Source organism: Kocuria sp. CPCC 205235 (assembly GCF_040980905.1).
GTDB lineage: Bacteria > Actinomycetota > Actinomycetes > Actinomycetales > Micrococcaceae > Kocuria > Kocuria carniphila.
Genome location: NZ_JAVKPR010000027.1, coordinates 1 through 23,741, shown reverse-complemented (window position 1 = coordinate 23,741; position 23,741 = coordinate 1). Strand labels below are relative to the sequence as shown.

Below are 23,741 nucleotides of genomic sequence, written 5' to 3'. Positions count from 1 at the left end.
AACTACGAGAGTAGATTGACGATGTGTCGACAATGACGAAGTCGCGTCGGCGATGGCTGACTCCGCTGGGTTCCTGGGTGTTGGGTGTGCTCGGACTGTGGAGTGCGCCCCTTCTCATGAATGTCGATCCCGAGGCCGCTTTCGATTCTCCCGGGCCGAATCATCTTGCATGGTGGGCCGGCCTGGCGCTCCTCACGATTCAGGCAATTGCCCTTGCATGGCGCAGCACGCACCCTTCCGCAATACTCGTGGCCACCGCCGCAATGACCCTCGTCGGCGGCGTCGTCGGCCTGGGAGATTCGGTGGGTGTGCTGTCGGTGGCGGTCGTCGTGGCGGCCTTCTCCTGGGGTCTCCGGGCTGAGTATGGGGGCGCGTGGCCGGCCCCGTTGGCCGCTGCCGTACTGGTGGGGGTCGGCACCCTGCTCTCCGGTGAACCCGCCGGAAGCGGGTTGGTCCAGGGCCTGGGTGTGGTGGGCTTACCGCTGGCAATCGGGCTGTGGCTCAGGGGTCGACACGAATTAGTCGCCGCGCAGCAAGAACAACTTCGTGCCCGCGCCGGTGAGCTGGAGGCTCGGATTCAGGCGGCGGTAGCTCACGAGCGCACCGCCATGGCTCGGGAACTGCACGACATCGCAGCGCACCACCTGTCCGGTATAGCGGTGATGACGGCCGCGATCGGCACGCAAATCGACACAGACCCCGCCGCTGCCAAACGCGCGGTTCATCAGGTGCGACAAGAGTGCACCGGGGTTCTCAAAGATCTGCGCTCACTCGTAGGTCTCCTCCGGGACGAGGGGCCAGTGGCGGAACCGTCCGCTGCAAGCATGCGCCCGGAGTCACTGGCAAATATTGGTGAACTGGTCCACGATGTCCGGTCCGCCGGGATCGACGTCTCGACCGACGTGCTCAACAGGGGCGATGAACTCGGTGCAGGAATCGGGCCCCTCGCCCAATTGGCGGCTTACAGGATGGTCCAGGAATCACTTGCCAATGCGGCTCGGCACGCACCGGGTACTCAATGCACCGTGATCATCGACGACACGGACCCCTCGCAACTCACCGTGGAAGTCACCAACAGCCCTGGCGAGCGCGGAACTGAACTGGATAGCGCCGTCGGCTTCGGCCTGGTGGGCATGCGCGAGCGTGCCGACCTGACCAGCTCACGGCTGGACTACGGACCCACAGCCTCCGGTGGGTGGAGCGTCCGCTTACGCGTCCCCCGCCAGGATGCTGCGACGCAGGAGGCAGCATGATCCGGGTGGTGGTCGCCGACGACCAAGCCATGGTGCGCGCCGGATTGGTGACATTGCTGGCGGCCGAACCGGATTTCGACGTGGTCGCGGCGGTCAGTGACGGGTTGGCAGCCGTGACGGTGGCACAGCAACTTCGACCGGACGTGGTCTGCATGGACATCCGGATGCCGGGACTGGACGGTATCGCAGCAACTCTGAGACTGTGCGGGCCAGAGGTCTCCGAACCGATCCCGGTTCTGATACTGACAACCTTCGACGTGGATGAATATCTGTTCGGAGCGTTGGAAGCGGGTGCCTCCGGGTTCATGCTGAAAGACGCAGAACCGGAAGATCTGATGGCCGGTCTGCGGGCGGTCGCCGCGGGCGAGGGAACCATTGACCAGTCGCTGACCAGACGAGTGTTGCGCGAGGTGGTGGTGCGGCGAGGTTCCGGACCCATTGCCTCGGGGCGAGTGCCCGACATTCTCACTCCTCGAGAACTCGACATCCTGCTGCTTCTCGCACAAGGACTCTCCAACGAGGACATTGCCGGGGAGTTATTCCTCGAGGTCTCCACGGTGAAGTCACATCTTGCTCGGATGATGCCCAAATTGGGCGTGCAATCCAGGCTCCAGGCAGCCGTATGGGCCTACCGCAACCGGGTGGTCGAGATCCCCGGCTGACCCGATGCCCCGTGGTCAACAGAACGTTGGGACCGTCGATTGCATCGAACGATGCAAGTTCCACATGGGGTCTCGAGCAGCTAGTCCCGCTGACCGTCCGATCCCTAGCGTTGAGGGCATGAGGACATTCCCAGAAACCCGTGTCGAAACGCGGGCCGCAGTACAAATCACCGACATTCACAAGTTCTACCCCACGGGTCCGGTGAAGGTCTGGGCACTGCGTGGGGTCTCGTTCACTCTGGCCCCCGGATCATTCACCGCGATCATGGGCCCTTCCGGTTCCGGTAAGTCCACGCTGTTGCAGTGCGCAGCCGGCTTGGAATCGCCGAGCCGTGGGCGAATCACCATCGGCCACCATGACATCAGCAACATGTCCGCGGATTCGCTCACCCGTTTCAGGCGCGATCACATCGGTTTCGTTTTTCAGGACTACAACTTGATCGGCCATCTGGACGTCGCCGCGAACATCGCCCTCCCATTGGTTCTTGGTGGACGCACGCTCGATCCCGTTTGGCGGGACGAGTTGATGGATGCCGTGGGCTTGAGTGGGCTCGAATCCCGCCGGCCCGGAGAGTTGTCGGGCGGGCAGGCCCAACGCGTTGCCATTGCCCGCGCGCTGGCCACTCGTCCCACGGTGGTCTACGCCGATGAGCCCACCGGCGCCCTCGACTCACGGACAGCACACGACATCCTGGACACGTTCCGCCGCACGGCCACCCAGCTGCGCCAAACCGTGGTGATCGTGACCCACGATCCACGGGTGGCTGCGGTCACCGACCGCGTGCTCTTCCTGGCCGATGGCCTGGTGGTTGGTGCCTTGGACGCGCCCACCGTCGAAAAAGTCGGCGCACGAGTATTGGCATTGGGGGCGTGAGCATCATGCGACAGCTCATACTGACTGGCGCCTGGGCGCATCGTGGCGCCATGGTTGGCACCACCGTTGCGATTGCCCTGGCGGCGGCCCTGGTCGCTATCTCAGGCGTACTAATTCAAACCGGGCTCACCGGGCAGGATGAGACCGGAATGTTGACGGCCTTGGCCGGTTCCTTCGGTGGCACGGTGTTGCTGGCCGCAATACTCGTGGTGACATCGACGGTAGGGCTTGCCCTTCGCGGACGGCAACGGGATTTCTCGTTACTTCGAGCGGTCGGTGCCACCCGGCGCCAGGTCAGAGAAATCGTGGCCGCGGAGGTCCTGGTGGTGGCATTGATTGCCATTCCGGTGGGGGCCGTTCTCGGCATGACCGGGTCCGTTTTCCTGCAACCACTTCTCACAGCTTCCGGTTTGTTGCCGGCCGGAGGTGGCCTGGCGTTCGGGGTGTTACCCCTGGCAGGGGCTCTGATCACCATGGTTCCCGCGGCGGGACTTGCCGCCGCACTCGCCACCAGGAAGATCCTGGCTTCTCAGCCGTCCCAAGCCGTCAAACAGGGCGGTGCCGAATCCCGCGCGCTCGGCAGATGGCGTGGGATCGCTGCGGTCGTCATGGCCGTGTCGGGTCTCGGATCCGCGCTCAGCCCCTTGTTCGTCTCGGGCACACTCGGTGGGGCCAGCGCGGCAACATCGGCGTTTCTCCTGGTGGGAGCCGCGGCCCTGGCCGGTCCCGCGCTAGTGAGTTGGAGTTTCGGACGATTACCAACCGGAAACACCCCCGCCACGCAACTTGCCGTGGCCAACACCAAAGGATTCTCCCGGCGGTTGACCAGCGCCATGCTGCCTTTGGCCTTGGTATTAGCCGCGGGAACGGTCCAGACGTCGTTGAATCTCACCATCGAGCGCGCGGCGGAAAGACAGCTGGTGGAAGGACTTGAAGGGACCCTGATCCTTCCCGGTGAAGCGGATCCGACTGCATTCAGCCGAACCCCGGGCGTAACGGCGGTGTCGTCCATCAGGTCCGTACCCGCTCACGTCAAGGTTGACCAGGACGAACCACCCATCCTGGAGTCCTTGACATGGGAGCCAACAACGGTGCACCTGACCAGTGAACTCAGTGACCCGGGGGTTACATCCGGGACCCTGGCCGATCTCGATCAGCCGGACACCGTGGCCATCAGCCAGGACGCAACCTTGGAGACCGGTGGCATCGGATCCGAGGTGGAGATCCGGTACGGAGAAGTAGACACCACGGCGACAGTCGTGGCGGTATTCGATCGCGGTCTCGGTTTCGGTGACTACATTATTGGGCCAGCGACGGTTGACTCTCAGAACCTCGCACCAGACCGCGATGCGGTTTTGTTGCGCGCAAGTCAGGGTGATGAGACGGCGGTCGCCGCGGACACCGGCGCGCTCACACCCGCCGAGTATGCAGCACATGCGCCTGACGAGAACGGCGCACAACGCCTGTCACAAGTTCTTCTTCTCACGCTGCTGAGCTTTTTCGTCATCGCCGCAGCCAACACTCTCCTCATGATTACGTCTCGGCGCCGCGGAGAGTTCGCCATGCTGCACCGGGTGGGTGCCACCCGTCGGCTGTTGCTCCGAATGGGCTTGGTCGAAGCCGCGATCACGGGGGTGGTGGCGTGGCTGATCGGGACCGTGGCGAGCATTCCGGCCATCCTCGGTTCGAATCTGGGCCTGTTGGGATGGGCGATCCCCGCCCTTGACGTGTCGACCTTCGGTCTCCTGAGCGTCGTGGTTCTAATTCTGCCCCTGCTGATCATGGCCCCCATCACCTTTGTCATTGCCAGAACTCGCAGCACTACGCCTCGGTCGGAGTGAGGCCCCGAGACACACTTTCTTGGCTCATCCGCAGCAGTAAAGCGTGGATCATCCGGAGCCCGTCCCGCGCACTGCGGGGCGGGCTCTTTCAGATGTTGATTTATACCCCCATGGGGTATATGTTGAAGCCATGAGCACCGAACAATCAGCCACTCACGGTTACACCCAGGACAAGGCCGCGTACAGCCGGCGCCTCAAGCGTATCGAGGGTCAGGTGCGCGGTATCCAGCGCATGATCGATGAGGATACCTACTGCATTGACGTGCTCACCCAAATATCTGCCATCCAGTCCGCCCTCAAGTCAGTGAGCCTGGGGCTCATGGAGGAACACCTGGGTCACTGTGTGCGCCACGCGGTGGAGCACGCCCATGACACCGGTGATACGACCGAGATGGACACCAAGCTCGCGGAGGCCAACGCCGCCATCGCCCGCCTGGTCAAGAGCTAACCCAACCCCCTAGGACTAAGGAGTCTCCCCATGAACACCACCGTCACCGTCTCCGGCATGACCTGCGGCCACTGCGTTTCCTCCGTCAAGGAAGAGCTCGCCGAGGTCGACGGCGTGCAGTCCGTCTCGGTGGACCTCAACGCCGGCGGCGAATCGCCCGTGACCATTGAAAGCACCCGCGAGCTGAGCTCCGAGGAGATCGCCGCGGCCGTCGAAGAAGCCGGTTACACAGTTGTCTAATCAATCCACTCAATCCCCCGTCACGGACACCCAGGTCCACGGACCGCTGCGTGATCTGGACCTCCAGATCAGCGGGATGACCTGCGCCTCGTGCGTGGGCCGCATCGAGCGCAAGCTGCGCAAGATCGACGGCGTGGATCCCGCGGTCAACCTGGCCCTCGAGTCCGCGTCCGTCAAGGTTCCGGAGAGCGTTTCGGACGACCAAATTGTAGAGACGATCAAGAAGGCCGGTTACGGCGCGGAAATCACGGGCGGGGCCGCCGCACCCGCATCGAGTCGCGACGAGTCTCGTCATGCGGACCATGCGGACGACGACGCCGCTGCCTCCAGTTCCAGCCGCGGCGAGCGAACTGCACAGGCGGGTTCAACGACCGCCACGCACTCCGGAACATCCGGTGCCTCCGAGGCTTCCGGGACGCCCGCCGCGGAAGGTGAGCGAGCGGCGTCGTCGGCCCCCGTAGAACGGGAGCTGGAACGCAGCACCGATTCCACAGACCCGGCCGCCGATATGTCCCCCGCGGACAAGCGCCGCCGGGACCTGGGCACCCGGCTGCTCGTGGCCGCGATCTTCTCCGTTCCAGTGTTCATCATTTCGATGATTCCGGGTGCGCAGTTCCCGCACTGGGGCTGGGTGGCCGCCGCGTTGACGCTGCCGGTCGTGACGTGGAGTGCGTGGCCGTTCCACAAGGCCACTGCCATCAACGCACGGCATTTCTCCTCCACCATGGACACCCTGGTGTCGATGGGTGTGGCCGCCGCCTATCTGTTCTCGCTGTGGCACTTGCTCGTGGACCCGGGGATGACCGCGCACGCGCACCCCGGTCAGGCCATGGACATGTCCAGCCACCAGCTGTACTTCGAATCCGCGGCCATCATCACCACGTTCCTGTTGCTTGGCCGCTGGCTCGAGGCCCGCGCGAAGGCTCGCTCCGGTGAGGCGCTCAAGGCGCTACTGAACCTGGGCGCCCAACAGGCGACCGTGCTCAACGAGGACGGAACCGAACGCTCCGTCCCCGTGGACCAGCTGAAGGTGGGCGACCGCTTCGTGGTGCGACCGGGTGAGAAGATCGCCACGGATTCCGTGGTTGTGACCGGCGAATCCGCCGTGGACGCGTCCATGCTGACCGGGGAATCTATCCCCGTGGAGGTCGGCCCGGCTGACGAGTTGACCGGCGCCACCGTGAACACCACGGGACGTCTGGTCGCGGAAGCCACTCGCGTGGGATCCGATACCGTGCTCGCATCCATGGGTCGTACCGTCGCTCGCGCGCAGGCGACCAAGGCCCCCGTGGCGCGCCTGGCAGACAAGATCTCGTCCGTGTTCGTCCCCGTGGTCATCGGCATTGCCCTGCTGACCCTGGTGTTCTGGCTGCTCGTGACCGGCAACGTGGATCAGGCCTTCGTGGCTGCGGTCTCCGTGTTGGTGATCGCGTGCCCGTGTGCGCTTGGTCTGGCAACTCCCACCGCCCTGCTGACCGGTACGGGTCGTGGCGCTCAGATGGGCATCCTCATCACGTCTGCCGAGGTACTCGAGGACTCCCGCAACGTGGACACCATCCTGCTGGACAAGACCGGCACCGTGACCCGCGGTGAGCTGGCCGTGACGGCCGTGAACTCGGTGTCCCAGTGGTCCAAGGACCAGGTTCTGGACTTCGCCGCGGCGGTGGAGGACTACTCGGAGCACCTGATCGCTCGGGCCATTGCGGATGCCTCGTCGCAGCGCTTCCAGGTGGCTCGTTTCGAGTCCGCGCCCGGGGGTGGCGTGAAGGCGTATGTCGCTGACGGCATGCAATCTCGCTCCGTGGTGGTGGGGCGCGAACAGTGGCTGGCCAAGAACGGTGTGCGCCTGTCGGAGACCGATCGTGAGGCCCTCGAGCACGCACGCGCGGACGGTTTCACCACCATCCTGGTGGCCGTGGACGGCAACCTGGCCGGCCTGATCGACCTGCAGGACACCATCAAAGAAGAGTCCGCTCAGGCAATTGCACAGCTCAAGGAACTGGGTCTGCGCCCGGTCTTGCTGACCGGTGACCACTCCGCCGTGGCACGTTCCGTGGCGGAACAGGTGGGCATCGCCCCGGAGGATGTCATCGCGGATGTCACCCCGGACGGCAAGGTTCAGGCCGTGACCGACCTGCAAAAGCAGGGTCGCGTGGTGGCCATGGTGGGCGACGGCGTCAATGACGCTCCGGCCCTCACCCAGGCGGACCTGGGCATCGCCATGGGTTCCGGTACGGATGCCGCCATGCAGGCCGCGGACATCACCGTGGTCCGCAGCGAACTGACCGCTATCCCCACCGCGATCAAGCTGTCCCGGAAGACCCTGGGGATCATCAAGTCCAACCTGTTCTGGGCCTTCGCCTACAACGTGGTGGCCATCCCGGTGGCTGCGCTGGGCTTCCTGAACCCCATGATCGCCGGTGCCGCCATGGCCTTCAGCTCCGTGTTCGTGGTGCTGAACTCCCTGCGGTTGAAGCGGTTCGGGCGTTAGCTCATACTGATCGATAGCGCAGAAGAACGCCCTGGACTGTGATTCACAGTCCGGGGCGTTCGTCTGTATTCAGGTGTGGATCAGCGAGCGCTCGACCCCGGTTCCTCACCCTTGGTATCGGGGCGCACGCGCTGGCCGTACTGGGGTTCACCGTTGGTCTTGGAGTCGGCAGCACCGGAAGTCTTGCGGGGTGACGCGGTCCCCGAACCCTCGCCACGTGCCTGCTCGGCCTGACGGCGGGCCTTGTTCTCCGCGAACAATTTGGCCGAGGAACGGTTCACGCCGGTGCCCTGACCGAGTTCGGGGTCGTTGGGCTTCTCCAGGAGCATGAGCGTGGAGCACACGACCACGGACGCGATGAATGCGATACCCGCGGCGATCAGGCCCAGCCCCACACGTGCGGCGTTGTCGGTACCGCCCGCGGCCGCTACCGAGACCACCACGAAGGCGACGACTGCCAGCACGGCTGAGATGACAAGGGGACCCTTGATATCAGTCTTGCGACGGCCGTTGTGCTCGGTGCGCTGGGCCACGTGAATCCTCCTGCGAAAACTTGCGAGAAATTGTTCAGATCGACTGATCAGTCTACGCGCTTCGGCTGGCCGTTCTCCGGAGAGCCCGCGCGGTCCGCTGCAAGCGCATCGTGCCGCAAACTCAGGGCCGCAATGAACTGGGTAACGCCGATGATGATGGCCGCGCCACCCACAACGCCCAGCTCCGCTTTGGTCCCCAGGGTCTCCATGAGCATCATGCCCATACCTGCGCCCACGGTCACCAGACCGCTGAGGGTCCAGTCCCTGCCGAGCGGGAAGCTCTGGCGGAGCCGCAGGCCCAGGGCGAGTTCGAGAATGCCGCAGAGGCCGAGCACCATGGTGGCCAGCAGCACGAACAGCCAGTTCTGCGGTGCCATGATCGCGACGAGCGCGCCGCCCAGAATGTACAGGATTCCCGCGAGCTGGGGGATATTGGCCAAGGAGCCGAGGTCGACGTCCTCACGGCCCTTCATGCGGAAGTGCAGGAACAGCCACGCGCCACCCGTGCCGGCCAGGAACAGGCCCAGGGCCCACGGTGCGGCGTTCTCGGTGGGTTCCTGCCAGAAGATCGTGACCGCACCGAACACCAGCGCGACCAGGGCCCGAACCAGCGTGGGCACCCACAGAGCGTGCCGCACATCCGTTCCGTTGCGATGGCCGCCGGATGCTCCGCCGCGGGGGGACGGGATCTGCTGAGACACGCGAAATACTCCTCATTGGCGGGGTGGGACCGGGCCAGTCTAGTGGAGACAACTACGGGCCGTCCGGGAACAGAACTTGGTGTTCACCGGCGCCCGTGCTGGGCCCGATGTTTCCTCGGGTGCGGCTTGAGTACGTCCCGCAGTACTCGCATTCCTTTTTCCAGATCCGCGTCCGCCGCCGTCAGCCCCAGCACCAGCCCCTCGCGCGGGTCTGCGCGCGGTTCGGCCGGTGCCACTTCTGCCGCATCCCTGGCGTGCGTCATTGCGCGCGCTCCTGATCTGGACGCCGACGCCGCCCAGTACTCTCCCAGCCCACTGACCAGAACTCCACGTTGGGCCGCCCCCGTGACCGCCGCAGCTTCGTCCGGCACCTCGATCACGGCGTGCGAACCACCGGCCATGGGCACCACGGCCACGTCGGGAAGGTCCGCGAGCGCGTGGGCGATGAGCGAGCGGCGTCGGCGATAGGCGCGGCGCATCCGAGCGGTGTGGCGCTGCAAGTGACCCGAGTCCATGAACCGAGCGATCGCTCGCTGAGCCACGGCCGAGACCGGGGATCCCAGCTCCGCGCGCAAGGTGTGCAGCCTCGGAAGCAGGTCATCGGGTGCCACCAGGTGTCCCACGCCCACCCCGTTGCCCAGCACCTTGGTAAAGCTGCCGAGGGTGACCACGGTGTCCCGATCGGCATCCAGGGCGGCGAGCGCGGGCAAGGGTTGGCCGGTGTAGCGCAGCTCGGAGTCGTAGTCGTCCTCGATGACCACGGCCCTGTGCCCCCGAGCCCATCGCAACAGTTCCAACCTCCGGCTCACGGGCATAGTGCCGCCCAGCGGGTACTGATGGCCCGGCGTCACGACCACTGCGTCCGGAGTTTCGACCACATCCCACGTACCTGTTCCCGCCCACTCGCCGGTGGGGAGACTGCCCGGGTTCAGGCCGAACTCGTCCACGGGAATCGGTATCGCAATGTGCCCGGTGGCTTCCACGACCCGGCGCAGTGCGGAGTAGCCGGGGTCTTCCACGGCCACGCGTAGGCGGCGTCCGCGCAGTGCGCCCAGGACTCGCAGCACCAGCTGCAGACCGTCACGGGCGCCCGCAGTGATGACAATGTCGTCCGGTTCTCTCACCACCCCTCGGTTCAATCGCAAGTAGTCGGCCAGGTGCTGCCGCAACGGCACGGCTCCCGCATCGGCACTTGCGGCATCTCGCCACGCACCCCGCCAGGCCGGGGTGTCCAGTTCGGCGATGACCGCTTTGCCGGGCCGCAGGTCGATCTGACCCGTATCTGGAACGCTACGTCGCGTGCGGGTGGAGCGGGGCGGCGTCGTCGAAATGGGGAGTTCGCTCGCCGCGGGGACCACGCGAACGTCCGGGGCAATGCGCGTGGCTCCGCGGTCGGCGGTGAGGTACCCCTCCCCCGCGAGAACGTCCCACGCCGTGACCACCGTGCCGCGCGAGATCCCCAGCCGCTCCGCCAACACCCGCGAGGACGGCAACGGATCACCCGCGCACAGGACTCCACGCGCTACCAGGTCACGGACTTGACCGACGAGTTGCTCGCCGAGCGAGACGCCCGAAGACCGGTCGACCGACAGCGGCACATCCACCGCGCGCGCATGCCGCATGTGTTCCTCCAAAGTGGACTACTGGAATTACTCAATTATGGATCTGTTACCGGGCCACTTTCACGAGCAGCATGGTCAGCATGACTCACACCGTGCACTCTCCCGCTGACAACAAGACCCCCGTGACCGGATCCAAGCTCGTCAAGAGCGGGCTGGCCGACATGCTCAAGGGCGGTGTGATCATGGACGTGGTCACCGCCGAGCAGGCCAAAATCGCCGAAGATTCCGGCGCCGTTGCCGTGATGGCGCTCGAACGCGTGCCCGCGGATATCCGCGCCCAGGGTGGCGTGGCCCGCATGAGCGACCCGGATCTGATCGAGCAAATCATCGATACCGTATCCATTCCGGTGATGGCCAAGGCGCGCATCGGCCACTTCGTGGAGGCGCAGGTTCTGGAGCATCTGAAGGTGGACTACATCGACGAGTCCGAGGTGCTATCCCCCGCTGACTTCGTCAATCACATCGACAAGCACCGCTTCACCGTGCCGTTCGTGTGTGGTGCGACCAACCTGGGCGAGGCGCTGCGCCGCATCACCGAGGGCGCGGCGATGATCCGTTCCAAGGGTGAGGCCGGCACCGGCGACGTTTCCGAGGCGACCCGCCACATCCGCACCATCCGCTCGCAAATCGCCGAACTGCAGGGCCTCTACAACGTCTCCCCGGACGCCCTCTACGTCAAGGCCAAGGAACTGTCCGCCCCGTATGAACTGGTCGTCGAGGTGGCTCGCACCGGCAAGCTCCCCGTGGTGCTGTTCACCGCCGGCGGCATCGCCACTCCCGCGGACGCCGCAATGATGATGCAGCTGGGCGCAGACGGCGTGTTCGTGGGCTCGGGCATCTTCAAGTCCGGCAACCCGGCCGAACGCGCCCGCGCCATCGTGGCCGCGACCGCCTACTACGACGACCCCGCCCGCATCGCCGAAGCCTCCCGCGGCCTGGGCGAAGCCATGGTAGGCATCAACGTGGCTGACCTGGCCGCACCGCACCGCCTCGCGGAGCGCGGCTGGTGACCCAACCGGTCGTCGGTGTTCTCGCCCTCCAGGGCGGGGTGGCCGAGCACCTGGCGATGCTCGAGTCGCTGGGTGCCCGGGCGATTCGCGTCCGGTCCGCTTCGGATCTCGTGGGCGACGACGGCGCTCCGGTCGTCGACGCGCTCGTCCTCCCTGGGGGCGAGTCCTCCGCCATGGATCGGCTGTGCAGGGCGTTCGGACTGTTCGGTCCGCTGCGGGAAGTGATCGCAGCGGGGCTGCCGGTCCTGGGCACGTGTGCGGGGCTCATCATGCTCGCCTCCCAGATCGAAGATCCGGCGCCGGGACAACAGTCGCTGGGAGTGCTGGATGTGACAGTGGCTCGGAACGCGTTCGGTTCGCAGGTGGACTCGGCGGAGGTGCTGTTGGAGTGGATGGGTCCTTCAACGACTCCCGACCACCTCGACTCCCACCCCGGCGACTCAGCTAGTCACGCGGATACGGGCGATACCGCAGAAGGTCACGTCGATGTGACTGATGCCGTTACTGGCCACCTTGGACGGGCGTTCGACCTTGTTTCCGGCCGCGCCGCTTCGGATGCCGACGTCGCGTTGGCCCCGAGCGGCGTCGTCCGTGCGGCATTCATTCGCGCGCCCGCAGTGACTCGAGTCGGTGACGGTGTAGAGGTGCTGGCTCGCTATCAGGAGTCCGTGGTCGCGGTGCGGCAGAGCAATATCCTGGCCATCAGCTTCCACCCCGAACTCACCGGGGATGTCACGGTGCACGAGGAATTGTTGGGTCTGGTTCGCTTGGAAGCCGCCGTATAGGCGTTCCGGTTTTGTGCAATAATTTGAGGCACTTCATCGAGCAATCCCGAAGGGCCGACGACCATGAGCCAGCTTGCACCGCTTCCTCAGCCGCTTGTTATTTATCCCGATAATGCCGCCGAGTACCTAGAGCGTATGGGTCTCCGCGTCGCACAAATTGATGAAGCGATCGCAACTGGTGAGAACGCCTCGGGCAATACAAGTAAATATGCCCCTATCATCGCTGCGGGCATCAACCGCTGGACCAATACCGTGGCAATGCTTCGCCAACGTCTGACTGAAGATGGGGACTGGACTTATACGGATCCTCAGAATCGACCAATTGCCGTTGACCCGACCGGGAAGTACCAGATCTCTGTGGCTGGCGGCAATAATGCGACCGGAGACCCTGACCCACTTGTAGTCCCCCAGGCCGCTCGCAGAAAGGGTCGAGCCACAGCCGACTCGGTAGACCGAAATCAACAAGTGCTTTTCGCACTAGGCGACCTATCCATGATCGACCAGCCCCTCAGCTCAAGCGAACAGCCGCCGTCGGGAGCATGGGTCTTGCTTTATCACCGGGCCGAGGGAGAAATCCGTCGTGAACTTTCGCGCCCTTCGGGGTTCGACAAGCAACTCGGCCAATTCACGGGCTGGGACGTCCGAGTAATCCTCGCGCCGCTGCAAGATGACACGGTGCTGGAACCGAACATCACAGACATTGGCGGGGGTGACGTTGACTTCAACATCGCCTGACGGGCTACTGAGTCCTGACCGCATCACGCTCGCTCGAATGCGAAGAGGGTTGACCAAGGTCGAGTTGGCTAACATCTTGGACGTCACCGAGCGCACGATCCACAAGTACGAAACTCGGGGAGCCCCGCGCGCCACAACGGAACCGCTAGCCTCCGCTCTCGAATTCCCAAGTGACTACTTCTCACGCTCCCGTGCACCCAGCGTTGAATCCCACGGCGTGAATTTTCGAGCTGGCCGATCCACGACCCGGAGTGAGCGAGACGCCGCGATCGCTGCGGGCGCCTCCGGCATGGAGGTCAATGACTGGATCTCAGGTCATTTCGTGCTGCCCAAAATCGATGTGCCTCAGCTCGGTGAGGAGACACCTCAATTGGCCGCCATCATGCTCCGTGAGGCATGGGGGTTAGGAACTAAACCTCTACCCAATTCGATTCAGCTCTGCGAATCCCATGGCATCCGCGTATTCGGTTTGCCACCCCTTGCCGAATCCGTCGATGCCTACTCCCTGTGGCACGGGGATGTTCCCTATATGTTCCTGGCTCGGCGAAAGACTCCTGAGCGCACTCGATTCGACGTTGCCCACGAGCTCGGACACCTAGTCCTTCACAAGCATCGTGAGGTGGAAACCACATCCCAGCAAGAAGACGAGGCCAACAGGTTTGCGTCAGAGTTCTTGATCCCCCGGGACAGTATCGCTGAGTACCTCCCGAGGAACCCCACGATCGACGACATTTTCAAGATCAAGAACGCGTTCAAGGTATCGGCCATGGCGTTGACCTACGCGGTCCATAAAGCTGGTCGGATGACGGATTGGATCTACCGCACAACGTGCAACAAGCTGGGTCAACTAGGTTATCGAACCGGAGAGCCCAACGGCATGGACCACTTCGAGCAATCCAAGGTCTTTCCGCAGGTTTTCGCGTCCGAGAAGCACGGCCAGGTTGACGTGGATCGAATCGCTTCAGAACTCTCGCTGCCCGCGGATGATGTTCACGCGTTAACACTGGGGTCCCAGCTGCGAGTGGTCGGGGCGACGGCACCGAAGGAGGGCCCTCAAGTCAATCCGCAGCCCGATCCATCGCCACGAAGACACCTACACCTAGTGCGCTGACAAATTTGGCAGAGGTACGCATTGATTCGACCGGAAACGCTGCGTACCTCTGCCAATAATGTCGGCCATGCGGAATGGTGCCCCAGATGTCACCAAGGCACGCCCTCGACGCGAAGCTCTGCCCTAGATGTCTGGGGGATCCTCCTACCATGCGAAACGCTGCCCCAGATGTCACGGGAGTCCGGCTTAGGTGCGAAGCTCTGCCCGAGATGTCCCAGGTGTCCGCGTTAGAACTGGCGTTCCCGGTCAGAAGCTTCCGGACGCGCCTCCGCCACTGAATCCTCCGCCGCCTCCGAACGATGTGCCAGCCGAGCCGGACGAGCCGCTCGACGAAATGGAGTGGTTGGTGCCGCTGTAAATGGCCGGGTACATCACGTAGAGCGGCAGCCAGCTCTGGAACGTGGATGCGTACTGCACATCCCGCTCCACGCCATCTTGATCCTTGGCCTTGGGCGGTTTCTTGCTGTCCTTGGGCGGTTTGCGGTGGTTCGAGCGGTACTTGTAGTACCGCTTGCGCACCTCGTCCGAGATCTCCTCGTCCGGGTGTTCACACTGATACCGCTCGATCTCCCGGTCGGCCTGCTCACGAACCTTCTTCTGGTCCTTGCTCCACCACACGATGGATCCAGCCACCACGGCCACGACCAGGCCCGCGATCCCGAGGAGCACCCACATGACGATGTTGCCCGTCCGCTCGCGGTCCGCGGCAGCCTGCGCCGCCGCCTCCGGGTTGGATTGGTCGTACACCGAATCCAAGGTCGCCGTGAAGGCCTGGGCGTACTCCTCGTCCCGGAAACCGGGCTCCAGCTGGTCTTCCATGATGTCTTCCGCCGTGGCGTCCGAAAGTACCTCGCGGGCACCGTCGGCCACCTCGATCCGCAGTTCACGCTCATCCATGTCCGCGACGATCAGCACGCCGTTGTTCCGACCGGCCTCCCCCACGCCCCATTCGCGAGCGGTTTGCCGGGTGAAGTCTTCGAAATCGCCGTCAACGCCGTTCACCGTCAGCACCGCCGCGCGGATGAACTCGTTCTGTTCGTTTCCGCGGCCGATCCTCTCGTTGATCCGCTGCTCATCGGTATCGGAGAGGATGTCGGCCTGGTCCAGTACCGCTCCGGAGTCCGGGCGCGGTGGCACCTGGGCGGCGCGAGCGGCGTCGGCGGACCAGGCCACCAGCGATACCGCCGCGAGGAGCGCGAAGATGGAGAGCACGAACCAGCGAAAGACGCTGCTGGAACGCGAGCTCGTCAGGGTCAGCATGATGCCTCCTTGGGTACGACTGCTCCCAGCGTAGGCACCGCGCAACCCGCAAAGGATCAGCCCGGGGCATGAAATCGGCGCCCCGCCTCACGGTGGAGCCGGAACGCCGACGTCGCACGGAGACTACCCCGCGCCAGGTTGCCTAGCTTTCGCGGTTCGGCACGATCATCAGTGGTGACTCGGTATCTGCCAGCACGGATTGGGAGACCGAGCCCATGAGCAGGCCGCGGAATCCGCCGTAACCGCGCGAACCCATGACCAGCAGGTCAGCGGTGCGGGAAGCATCCACCAGAGCATCGGCCGGACGGCCCTGCAGCACGCGAGTCACGATGTTCAGATCCGAGTACTTGTCACCGAGTTCCGCCGCTACCTGGTCCGTGAGCTCTTTGGCCGGAGCCAACAGCTGTTCCTGAACCGCGCGCTCCAACTCGGAGGAGTTCATGGGCAGGTAGCTGGTGGTCGGAACCACGCTGACCACGGCGAGGGTGAGACCGTGGGCCCGAGCGTAATCGGCGGCCACGTGCACGGCCTTGTTCTTGGCACCGAGCTTGTCCACGCCAACCACCACGGCGCCCTCGAAGGATTCGTCCTCCGAGCGGGATTCACGCTGAGCCGGGTTCCAACTCTCCGGCAGGATCACCACGGGAACCGGTGAGTGCGAGGCGGTCGCGGCCGAAACCGAACCGACGCGGCCGCGCACGCCATGTCGGCCACGCTTGCCCATGACCACCAGGGAGGAATCCTTGGCCTCGTACACGATCACACCCGCGGCGTCACCGCGCTCGATGATGCCCTGCACCTGCACACCGGCATCCTTGGCCTTGGCCACGGCCGCACGAGCGAGCTTCTCGGATTCTTCCTGCACTGCATCCAGGAAGGGGCCGTACAGGGACTGATCCACACCCACGGGGCGACCGGTGGAGACCACGATCTTCAGCGGGATCTCCTGAGCTGCTGCTTCCTGGATGGCCCAGTCCAATGCGCGTTCGCTGTAGTCGGAGCCGTCGTATGCCGCCACGATTCGTTGTGACATCTGTTTCGCACCTGTTTCTGTGTGTAGTGAATGGATGCTGTTGGGGCTCACTTGCCGCTGGGAACCACCATGACGGGTCCGGCAGCCGCACCGAGCACGGACTGGGACACGGAACCGAGCAGCAGACCGGTGAAGCCACCGATGCCGCGCGAGCCAACCACCACCAGATCCGCGGTACGGGTGGCCTGCACCAGCACGCGACCGGGACGACCCAGGAACCCGTGACGAGTGACCTTCAGATCCGGGTTCTGCTCCGCGATATCCTTGGCGATCTGGTTGAGCTTCCGCACGGACTCGTCGAAGTAGTAGGTCTGGTTGTACTGATCCTGGAACCAGTCCGGGGTGCCGGACAGGGCGCCGTTCACGGAGACCAGGCTCAAGGTGGAGCCGTGGGCCTTGGCGTACTCGATGGCCTGCGCGACGGCCGGGTTCTTCTCACCGGCAGCGTCCACGCCGACCACCACCGATCCGGTGAAGTCCATCTCGGAAGCCGGGGTCCGGGTACCGCCCTGGGACTCCTCTTCAGAAACGTGGACGTCCTTGTGGTGGGCGGACTCACGAGCCGACTCCACATCGGAGCTGTCATCCTCTTCGCGCGGCGGAACAACGATCACGGGCACGGGGCTGTGAGCCGCTACAGCTGCGGACACCGAACCCAGGCGGCCACGCAATGCGCCACCTTTACCGCGCTTACCCATGACCACCAGGCTGCAATCCTTGGCGGCCTCGATGATGGCCTTGGCGGCATCGCCCTCGCCGCTGGCAGTATCGACTTTCACGTCGGCCTGCGCCACGCGGTCCTGAGCCGCTTTGAGGTTCTGGTCGTTTTCGGCAGTCACTGCCTCGCGGAAGCGGCGCTCCAGGCCGGGATCTCCCACACCGACCACCGGGAAGGCTCCAATGAGGCGCACGCCCACGTTACGAACACGCGCTTCTTCAATGGCGCGGTCCAGGGCGCGGAGTGCGATTTCGGAACCGTCAATACCCACCAAGACGGGGCCGTTGACGGATGCGGACTTGGTGTTGGGAACGTCTTTGTTCATGCCTTAAGGATAGTCGATTCACCCTCATAAATAGAGACGCACACCACTCGTTTTGCCCGCCGAATCGCCCGGTTGGCGCCCCGGGAAGGGGGCGAGCGGCGTCGTCGTCGATCGAAACCGGAATGTGGTCAGGCCATGGCGTACATCCACCGGTCGCTGCGAATCCGCCAACCCAGCGTGAGCGCCCGCGCGCCGATGTACCCGCCCGCGTACGCGATCCACAGCCAGGCCATGCCCGCGGTGCCGCCACCGGCGAAGTGCGTGACCGCCCACAGCAGCGGCGCATAGACCACGATGTTGATCAGGCCGGCGAGCGCCAAGTAGCGGGCGTCGCCGGCGCCGATCAGCACGCCGTCGAGCACGAACACGTACGCCGCGAGCGGCTGCCCCACCGCGACCACAATCAACGCGATCCCGAACAAGTACTGCACGCTCTCCGACTGCGTGAACAGGAACCCCAGATGCGGACCCACAAAGCCCACGATCAAGCCCGTGACCACGCCGAATCCCAGCCCCCAGCGGATGAGGCGGTGCATGAGGTGGCGTACGCCTTCCCGCTCGCCCTGTTGGCCTAGGTCGCGGGCGCCCAGCTCCTTACCCAGCAGGGCTTGGGCGGCGATCGCGAGCGCGTCGAGAGCGAAGGCTAGAAAGTTGAAGACCGTCATGGTCAGTTGGTACGCCGCCAGATTCTCCGCGCCCTGGGCGGTGGCGACCACGACGGTCGCGAGGATTGCCGCGCGCAGTGAGAGGGTGCGGAGCATGAGCCAAGAGCCGACCGTGAGATGGCCACGCACGCCGCGCCAGCCGGTGGTCAGCCGCACGTTCTCCCTGCGGAACTGTTTGCCCAGGAGCACTAGATAGGCAATCGCCATGCCCCACTGGGTCATGCTCGTGCCCATCGCCGCGCCGGCCACGCCCAGATCCGCGCCGTAGACGAGCACGACGTTCAGCCCGGCGTTCACCGCCGCGCCGATTCCCGCGATGATCAGCGGAGTTTTCGTGTCCTGCAGTCCGCGCAGCACGCCCATCGCGGCCAGCACCACGAGCATGGCCAGCAGCCCGGGCATGGACCACACGAAGTACGACGTCGCGTGCTCCAGCACCTCGCCCCGCGCACCCAGCGCTTGCAGCAGGGGCCTGCCAGCGAGGATGCCTGCGGTGGCGAGAACTACGCCAAGACCAGCGGCGGTCCACAGGCCGTCACGGCCGACTTCGAGGGCCTGCTTGAGCCGACCGCCGCCGAGGTGGCGTGCCACGGCGGGAGTTGTCGAGTAAGCGAGAAAGACCATCAGCCCGACCACCGTCTGCACTACGGTCGCAGAGATCCCCACGCCCGCGAGCTGCGCGGTGCCCAGATGACCGATAATTGCCGAATCCGCCAGCAGGAACAGCGGCTCCGCAATCAACGCACCGAACGCAGGAACCGTGAGCGCCAGGATCTGACGGTTGAGGGAGCGGGTGTCGCGGGGCGCTGTCGCTTCTTTGGCTTTTGCGGGTTCTGTGGCTGGGGATTCGGGTTCGGACTGCACCAGTCCAGGGTAGCCAGGGTAGGGAGCCCGGGGGTTGCCTACGGGGTGTAGATGGTCAGCTCATGATCGTAGGGGGTCCTCGTTCGGGAACGCTGTACGGATACCGCTGATTGATCCGCCGGGGAAAAAGTCGTACCACCAATATGTCCTCGCCTGTTGGAGATCCTCAAGAATTCCCTCATCCTCCTGCGAAAGGTCTAGGGCGAGGTCACAGCGGTAGACCCGGGATTCGTCACCCTCGACGAGCTGGAAGATCGCGTACCGGCCCTCCAGACGAATCCATTGGACGACGAGGGTTGGGTGCAGATCCTCCCAAAAGGTTCTCCCCATCCCGAGCTCCATCAAGAAGCCCGCCCAGTTGACCCTGAGCCCTTCGGGGATGTGCCCTTCTTCGGTGCGTGGCTCACCACCCGAGAAGTCGATCGAAACGGTGTTGGGGCCGTCGGCAACCTTGTAGTGGAGCTCCCGCAGAAAGGCATAAGGAGCCAACACCGCGTCATCAACTTCAACGCGCGGAGGTTCAGGTGATTCGCACTCCAGACCCAGGTCACCCCACACGGCCCGCTGCGAACCGCCCACGTGAATCCTGCGTGGCAATGACCTACTCCGATCAGGTGGCGGGTTTGACGGAGATCACCGGTACAGCGGCCTCCAGGATGATCTGCTGGGCGGACGAGCCCAGGAAGATCTTACCCGCGGGACTGCGGCGCTTCACACCCACGACCACGGCTTCAACTTCCGGGCGATTGGTGGCGTCGATGAGATCTCCCACGGCGTCCTTGCTGCGACCGTCGGCGTTTTCCAGGGTTACGCGATCGTAGCCGTAGCCGGAGATGTCCGGGGTGGAACCGTCCACGGGAAACACGATGAGGTCTGCGTCGCGGCGTCGGGCTTCGTCGATTGCGAAGTCGCGGGCGGCGTGCCCGGCGGGGGTGTCTGCGCTGGCAAGGATGATGGTCATTACTGGAAACTACTCCTCGATTTAAGGACCTGAACGGTGCGCTCGGCGTCATGGCGTCGTGTTACCAAAATCGTGCGCCACACCTGAGAATTACTACTTTCCCAGATGAGCTTATGTGTATTCTAGGTCACAATCCCAGGCCGCTCTCAGGTGGCCGGTCCGCATGCCATCAGTGCACTTGATTCAGGAGACCAGTTTGGTCGAGAAGCCTCCGCCGAATCGTCGGCAGTTCATCACGTACGGGATCGGAGGACTGATCGCGGCTGGCGCCATTGGGACCGCCGTGACCGGATCCATTTCCTCAGCCTCCGGCGGCAACAACCTCCGCTCGAGCATGACCATCATCGCCCCGGCGGCGGCCGGCGGCGGTTGGGACACCGTGGCTCGCGAAATGCAGCAGGCGCAGCGAGCGAACAGCATCATCAACAACACCCAGGTGGTCAACATGCCGGGCGCCGGCGGAACTATCGCGCTGGGCAACCTGTCCGTTCTGGACGGCGATGCGAACAACCTGATGGTCGGTGGCACCGGTCAGCTCGCCGCGACCATTCAGTACGATTCCGCCACCAAGTACGAGGACGTCAACCCCCTGGCCGTGACGCTCGAGGAGTACGACGTGATCGTGGTCCCGGCCGACTCCCCGTACAAGACCCTGGACGACCTCATGAAGGCCTGGGCGCAGAATCCGGGCAATGTTCCGTGGACCGGCGGTGGCTCCTTCGACCAACTGGTGGTCACCGAAATGGCCATTGCGGGCGGCATCAAACCGGCGGACATGATCTACGTGTCCTCGGACGGCGGCGGCGAGTCCACGCAAGCACTGCTCAACGGCACCGTTGCCGCGGCAGCCAGCGGATACCCGGACTCCATCGACCAGATCGAGTCCGGCCGACTCCGCGCGCTCGCGCTCGTGGCCGAGGAACCCCTGGAGGGCAGCGACATCCCGACCACCGTGGAGCAGGGCTATGACGTTACTCTGGCCAACTGGCGCATCCTGATGGCCCCCGGCGGCATCACCGATGACGAGAAACAAGAGCTGGAGAACATCGTGCTGGAGACGATCGAAACTCCCGAATGGCGCGAAGCCATCGAGCGCTACAACTGGAACGAGAACGTGATCACCGGCGACGAGCTCACGCAGTTCATCAAGGACGAGACCGAGCGAATCACTGCGCTGTACAAGGAGTTGGGAGTATGAGCCACGCATCGGTTTCCGAATCCTCGGCACCCGCACCCCGGGCAGATTCCGAGCGTCCCGTCGACCGGAGTTCACGCTCGGCAGGCTCCCTGCTTCAAGCACTCACCATGCCGCTGGTGCTCGCCGCGTTCGCCACCTATCTCCTGGTGGGCATGTTGATGATGGAGGTCCCGGATTCCGTGGACTTCCCGGGCCCGCGCTTCTTCCCCGCCATCATCACCGGCGTCATTTACGTCCTGGTGGTAGTGGAAGTCATCAGCATCTTCCGTCACTGGTCCAGCGGTTCGCTGGGCACCACCGACGACGCCGCTCCCGCCGCCTTCTCGTGGCGTTCACTCGTGTGGGTCATCGGCGGCTTCTTGGCTTTCTCCCTTCTCCTGGAATTCTTGGGGTGGATCCTTGGCGCTGCGCTGTTGTTCTGGTGTGTGGCGCGTGGGTTCGGGTCTAAACGGCCTCTGTTCTCGTTGATCGTCGGGCTGACCGTGAGCTCCATTGCGTACATCGCGTTCGACATGGCACTGGGGCTCTCGCTGCCCTCCGGACTTCTTGGGGGTGGCTTCTAAATGGAGACTCTGTCCTTACTCATGGAGGGCTTCGCTGGAGCCCTCACCTGGCAGAACCTGTTCTGGGTGGTGCTGGGTTGTTTCCTGGGCACCGCCGTGGGCGTCATGCCCGGCCTGGGCTCCTCCATGGCCGTGGCTCTGCTCTTGCCCGTGACCTTCGCCCTGGAGCCCACCGCGGCGTTCATCATGTTCTCCGGCGTGTACTTCGGTGGCCTGTTCGGTGACTCCACCATGGGCATCCTCATGAACACTCCGGGGCAGGCGTCTGCCATTGCCTCAACGTTCGAGGGGCACAAGATGGCCCTGAATGGGCGCGCCCCGCAGGCACTCGCTACCGCAGCCATCGGTGCATTCGTGGGTGGCTTCATCGCCTCCGGAGTGGTGGTGTTCCTGGCGCCGTTCCTCGCGGAATTCTCCACGCAATTCGGGCCGGCGGAGTTCTTCGCCTTGGCGCTGTTCGCGTTCATGGCCACGTCATCCGTGGTGACGGACTCTGCAGTCAAGGGTCTACTGTCCCTCGCGTTCGGCCTGGGTATTGCCGTGGTGGGTATCGACGGCGTCACGGGTATCCCCCGTTTCACCATGGACTCACCGTTCCTCTTCGACGGCATCTCGCTAGTCACCGTCACCGTGGCGGTGCTGGCTCTGGGCGAGGTCATCTACTTCGCCACGATTGCCCGCTTCCAGCGTGAAGGTCAGATGATCCGTTCGAAGGGTCGCCCGTGGTTGAGCAGGAAAGAGCTTCGAGAGGCCGCCCCTGCATGGGCTCGCGGCACGGCCATCGGTCTTCCGTTCGGCGTGATCCCTGCGGGTGGTTCCGAGATCCCCACGTTCTTGGCGTATGGAGCGGAACGCAAGCTGGATCGACGTCGTCACGACCCACAATTCGGCAAGGGCGCCATCCGCGGCCTGGCCGCACCCGAGGCCGCTGGTAACTCGACGACCGGTATGGCCATGGGCGCACTGCTGGCGCTGGGCCTGCCGATCTCCGCGACCGCGGCCATCATGCTCGCGGCGTTCCGTCAGTACGGCCTGCAGCCAGGCCCGCTGCTGTTCGAGCGCGCACCCGATCTGGTGTGGGCGCTGCTGGCGAGCTTCTTCATCGCGATGATCGTGCTGCTGATCATCAACCTGCCGTTCGCCATGGTGTGGGCCAAGCTCCTGCTGATTCCGCGCCACTACCTGTACGCGGGCATCACGGTGTTCTGTGGCCTGGGCATCTATGCGACCTCCGGTTCGACGTTCGACCTGCTCCTGCTGCTGGGCGTGGGCATCGTGGGCTTCCTGATGCGCATGCACGACTACCCGCTGGCGCCGCTCATCATTGGCATGGTGCTCGGCCCGTTGGCTGAAACCAGCTTGCGCGATGCGCTCATCAGCGCCAACGGTGACGCCTCCGTACTCGTGCAGGGCCCGATCGTGCTCACGCTGTACGGTCTGCTGGCAGTCGTGCTGCTGCTGACCCTGCGGAGCAAGATCACGAGCCGGACCAGGCGGGATACGTAGACGGGTTCTGCCACCGTGCGATGCCATGTGAGGTAGACGCACCACACCTCAACCTGAAGTGAGGAAACTGCAGCTTCGCGGTCTCATGTGATGTAAGTGCTGAATTCAACCAAATTCGACGCACTTCCCTCACCGGAGACTTCGGTGCTGCAGTTTCCTCACTTAAGACTTCAGTGAAATGAACTCGTGTGGTCATTCCGCAGCCACACGTCGCGCGAGAGTGCCATTTCCATGGCTTGCCACGTTTCATCGCCAACAACCGTCTCAATGCGGCCCTTCACAAATGAGCATGGGTAGCGGGGTGCGCGGGGACGTTCCGGAGCGCGTGTTGTGAGGCCTGGG

Annotated in this window: 23 protein-coding genes; 14 read left to right on the top strand and 9 right to left on the bottom strand. The window is 64.3% G+C overall.

Features of this window, described 5'->3' with window-relative positions; genetic code table 11:
- The first annotated feature begins 32 nt into the window (after nt 1–32).
- The 7 genes from RF638_RS14010 (at nt 33) to RF638_RS13980 (ending at nt 7,809) form a co-directional block, all read left to right on the top strand.
- Nucleotides 33–1,253, top strand: coding sequence for a sensor histidine kinase (locus RF638_RS14010; RefSeq protein ID WP_368842276.1), 1,221 nt, complete (start codon nt 33–35; stop codon nt 1,251–1,253).
- Nucleotides 1,250–1,915 carry a response regulator transcription factor gene (locus tag RF638_RS14005; protein ID WP_095798692.1) on the top strand — a complete coding sequence of 222 codons (666 nt, stop codon included), beginning with the start codon at nt 1,250–1,252 and terminating at the stop codon, nt 1,913–1,915. The genes RF638_RS14010 and RF638_RS14005 overlap by 4 nt, the downstream gene beginning before the upstream one ends.
- Before the next feature lie 118 nt (nt 1,916–2,033).
- A complete protein-coding gene (locus tag RF638_RS14000) occupies nt 2,034–2,789 on the top strand; it encodes an ABC transporter ATP-binding protein (RefSeq protein ID WP_259914535.1) in 756 nt (251 codons plus the stop codon).
- Between the two features lie 50 nt (nt 2,790–2,839).
- On the top strand, nt 2,840–4,630 hold the full coding sequence (locus RF638_RS13995; protein WP_259914509.1) for an FtsX-like permease family protein: 1,791 nt from the start codon (nt 2,840–2,842) through the stop codon (nt 4,628–4,630).
- 130 nt (nt 4,631–4,760) lie between these two features.
- Nucleotides 4,761–5,078: a metal-sensitive transcriptional regulator gene (locus RF638_RS13990; RefSeq protein ID WP_259914507.1), complete on the top strand. Its 318-nt coding sequence runs from the start codon at nt 4,761–4,763 to the stop codon at nt 5,076–5,078.
- A gap of 30 nt (nt 5,079–5,108) precedes the next feature.
- A complete protein-coding gene (locus RF638_RS13985) occupies nt 5,109–5,318 on the top strand; it encodes a heavy-metal-associated domain-containing protein (protein WP_095798696.1) in 210 nt (69 codons plus the stop codon).
- Entirely contained in the window at nt 5,311–7,809 is a 2,499-nt protein-coding gene (locus tag RF638_RS13980; RefSeq protein ID WP_368842273.1) for a heavy metal translocating P-type ATPase, read from the top strand. Before RF638_RS13985 ends, RF638_RS13980 begins: the two co-directional genes overlap by 8 nt.
- An 80-nt stretch (nt 7,810–7,889) precedes the next feature.
- On the opposite strand, the gene RF638_RS13975 is transcribed toward RF638_RS13980, so the two are convergent.
- The 3 genes from RF638_RS13975 to RF638_RS13965 all read right to left on the bottom strand — a co-directional run bounded on the left by RF638_RS13975 (nt 7,890) and on the right by RF638_RS13965 (nt 10,665).
- Entirely contained in the window at nt 7,890–8,342 is a 453-nt protein-coding gene (locus RF638_RS13975) for a hypothetical protein (RefSeq protein WP_129702049.1), read from the bottom strand.
- Nucleotides 8,343–8,389: 47 nt separating this feature from the next.
- On the bottom strand, nt 8,390–9,043 hold the full coding sequence (locus tag RF638_RS13970; protein ID WP_368842272.1) for a DUF308 domain-containing protein: 654 nt from the start codon (nt 9,041–9,043) through the stop codon (nt 8,390–8,392).
- A gap of 83 nt (nt 9,044–9,126) precedes the next feature.
- Nucleotides 9,127–10,665: a PLP-dependent aminotransferase family protein gene (locus RF638_RS13965; RefSeq protein ID WP_259914499.1), complete on the bottom strand. Its 1,539-nt coding sequence runs from the start codon at nt 10,663–10,665 to the stop codon at nt 9,127–9,129.
- Between the two features lie 80 nt (nt 10,666–10,745).
- Here RF638_RS13965 and pdxS point away from each other — a divergent pair, with 80 nt between their 5' ends.
- The 4 genes from pdxS to RF638_RS13945 all read left to right on the top strand — a co-directional run bounded on the left by pdxS (nt 10,746) and on the right by RF638_RS13945 (nt 14,306).
- Entirely contained in the window at nt 10,746–11,675 is a 930-nt protein-coding gene (gene pdxS, locus RF638_RS13960; protein WP_368842271.1) for a pyridoxal 5'-phosphate synthase lyase subunit PdxS, read from the top strand.
- Complete coding sequence (gene pdxT / locus RF638_RS13955) at nt 11,672–12,460, top strand: pyridoxal 5'-phosphate synthase glutaminase subunit PdxT (RefSeq protein ID WP_368842270.1); 789 nt, start codon at nt 11,672–11,674, stop codon at nt 12,458–12,460. Before pdxS ends, pdxT begins: the two co-directional genes overlap by 4 nt.
- Before the next feature lie 63 nt (nt 12,461–12,523).
- Nucleotides 12,524–13,195 carry a hypothetical protein gene (locus RF638_RS13950; RefSeq protein ID WP_095798699.1) on the top strand — a complete coding sequence of 224 codons (672 nt, stop codon included), beginning with the start codon at nt 12,524–12,526 and terminating at the stop codon, nt 13,193–13,195.
- 37 nt (nt 13,196–13,232) lie between these two features.
- Nucleotides 13,233–14,306 (top strand): XRE family transcriptional regulator, encoded by a 1,074-nt coding sequence (locus RF638_RS13945; RefSeq protein WP_238663264.1) that lies wholly within the window; start codon nt 13,233–13,235, stop codon nt 14,304–14,306.
- 246 nt (nt 14,307–14,552) lie between these two features.
- Here RF638_RS13945 and RF638_RS13940 read toward each other — a convergent pair whose 3' ends face one another.
- The 6 genes from RF638_RS13940 to RF638_RS13915 all read right to left on the bottom strand — a co-directional run bounded on the left by RF638_RS13940 (nt 14,553) and on the right by RF638_RS13915 (nt 20,132).
- The gene (locus RF638_RS13940) at nt 14,553–15,566 is read right to left on the bottom strand and encodes a YgcG family protein (protein WP_095798700.1); all 1,014 of its coding nucleotides are present in this window, start codon (nt 15,564–15,566) and stop codon (nt 14,553–14,555) included.
- 142 nt (nt 15,567–15,708) lie between these two features.
- A complete protein-coding gene (locus RF638_RS13935) occupies nt 15,709–16,599 on the bottom strand; it encodes a universal stress protein (protein WP_095798701.1) in 891 nt (296 codons plus the stop codon).
- 47 nt (nt 16,600–16,646) lie between these two features.
- Entirely contained in the window at nt 16,647–17,642 is a 996-nt protein-coding gene (locus tag RF638_RS13930; protein ID WP_095798702.1) for a universal stress protein, read from the bottom strand.
- 128 nt (nt 17,643–17,770) lie between these two features.
- Nucleotides 17,771–19,081 (bottom strand): MATE family efflux transporter, encoded by a 1,311-nt coding sequence (locus RF638_RS13925; protein WP_368842275.1) that lies wholly within the window; start codon nt 19,079–19,081, stop codon nt 17,771–17,773.
- 150 nt (nt 19,082–19,231) lie between these two features.
- Nucleotides 19,232–19,750 (bottom strand): hypothetical protein, encoded by a 519-nt coding sequence (locus RF638_RS13920; RefSeq protein ID WP_129702041.1) that lies wholly within the window; start codon nt 19,748–19,750, stop codon nt 19,232–19,234.
- 31 nt (nt 19,751–19,781) lie between these two features.
- The gene (locus RF638_RS13915; RefSeq protein WP_095798704.1) at nt 19,782–20,132 is read right to left on the bottom strand and encodes a universal stress protein; all 351 of its coding nucleotides are present in this window, start codon (nt 20,130–20,132) and stop codon (nt 19,782–19,784) included.
- A 163-nt stretch (nt 20,133–20,295) separates the two neighbouring features.
- Here RF638_RS13915 and RF638_RS13910 point away from each other — a divergent pair, with 163 nt between their 5' ends.
- The 3 genes from RF638_RS13910 to RF638_RS13900 are packed head-to-tail and all read left to right on the top strand — an operon-like array spanning nt 20,296 to nt 23,399.
- A complete protein-coding gene (locus RF638_RS13910; RefSeq protein WP_368842269.1) occupies nt 20,296–21,330 on the top strand; it encodes a tripartite tricarboxylate transporter substrate binding protein in 1,035 nt (344 codons plus the stop codon).
- Nucleotides 21,327–21,893: a tripartite tricarboxylate transporter TctB family protein gene (locus RF638_RS13905; RefSeq protein ID WP_095798706.1), complete on the top strand. Its 567-nt coding sequence runs from the start codon at nt 21,327–21,329 to the stop codon at nt 21,891–21,893. Before RF638_RS13910 ends, RF638_RS13905 begins: the two co-directional genes overlap by 4 nt.
- On the top strand, nt 21,894–23,399 hold the full coding sequence (locus RF638_RS13900; RefSeq protein ID WP_259914448.1) for a tripartite tricarboxylate transporter permease: 1,506 nt from the start codon (nt 21,894–21,896) through the stop codon (nt 23,397–23,399).
- Nucleotides 23,400–23,741 lie beyond the last annotated feature (342 nt).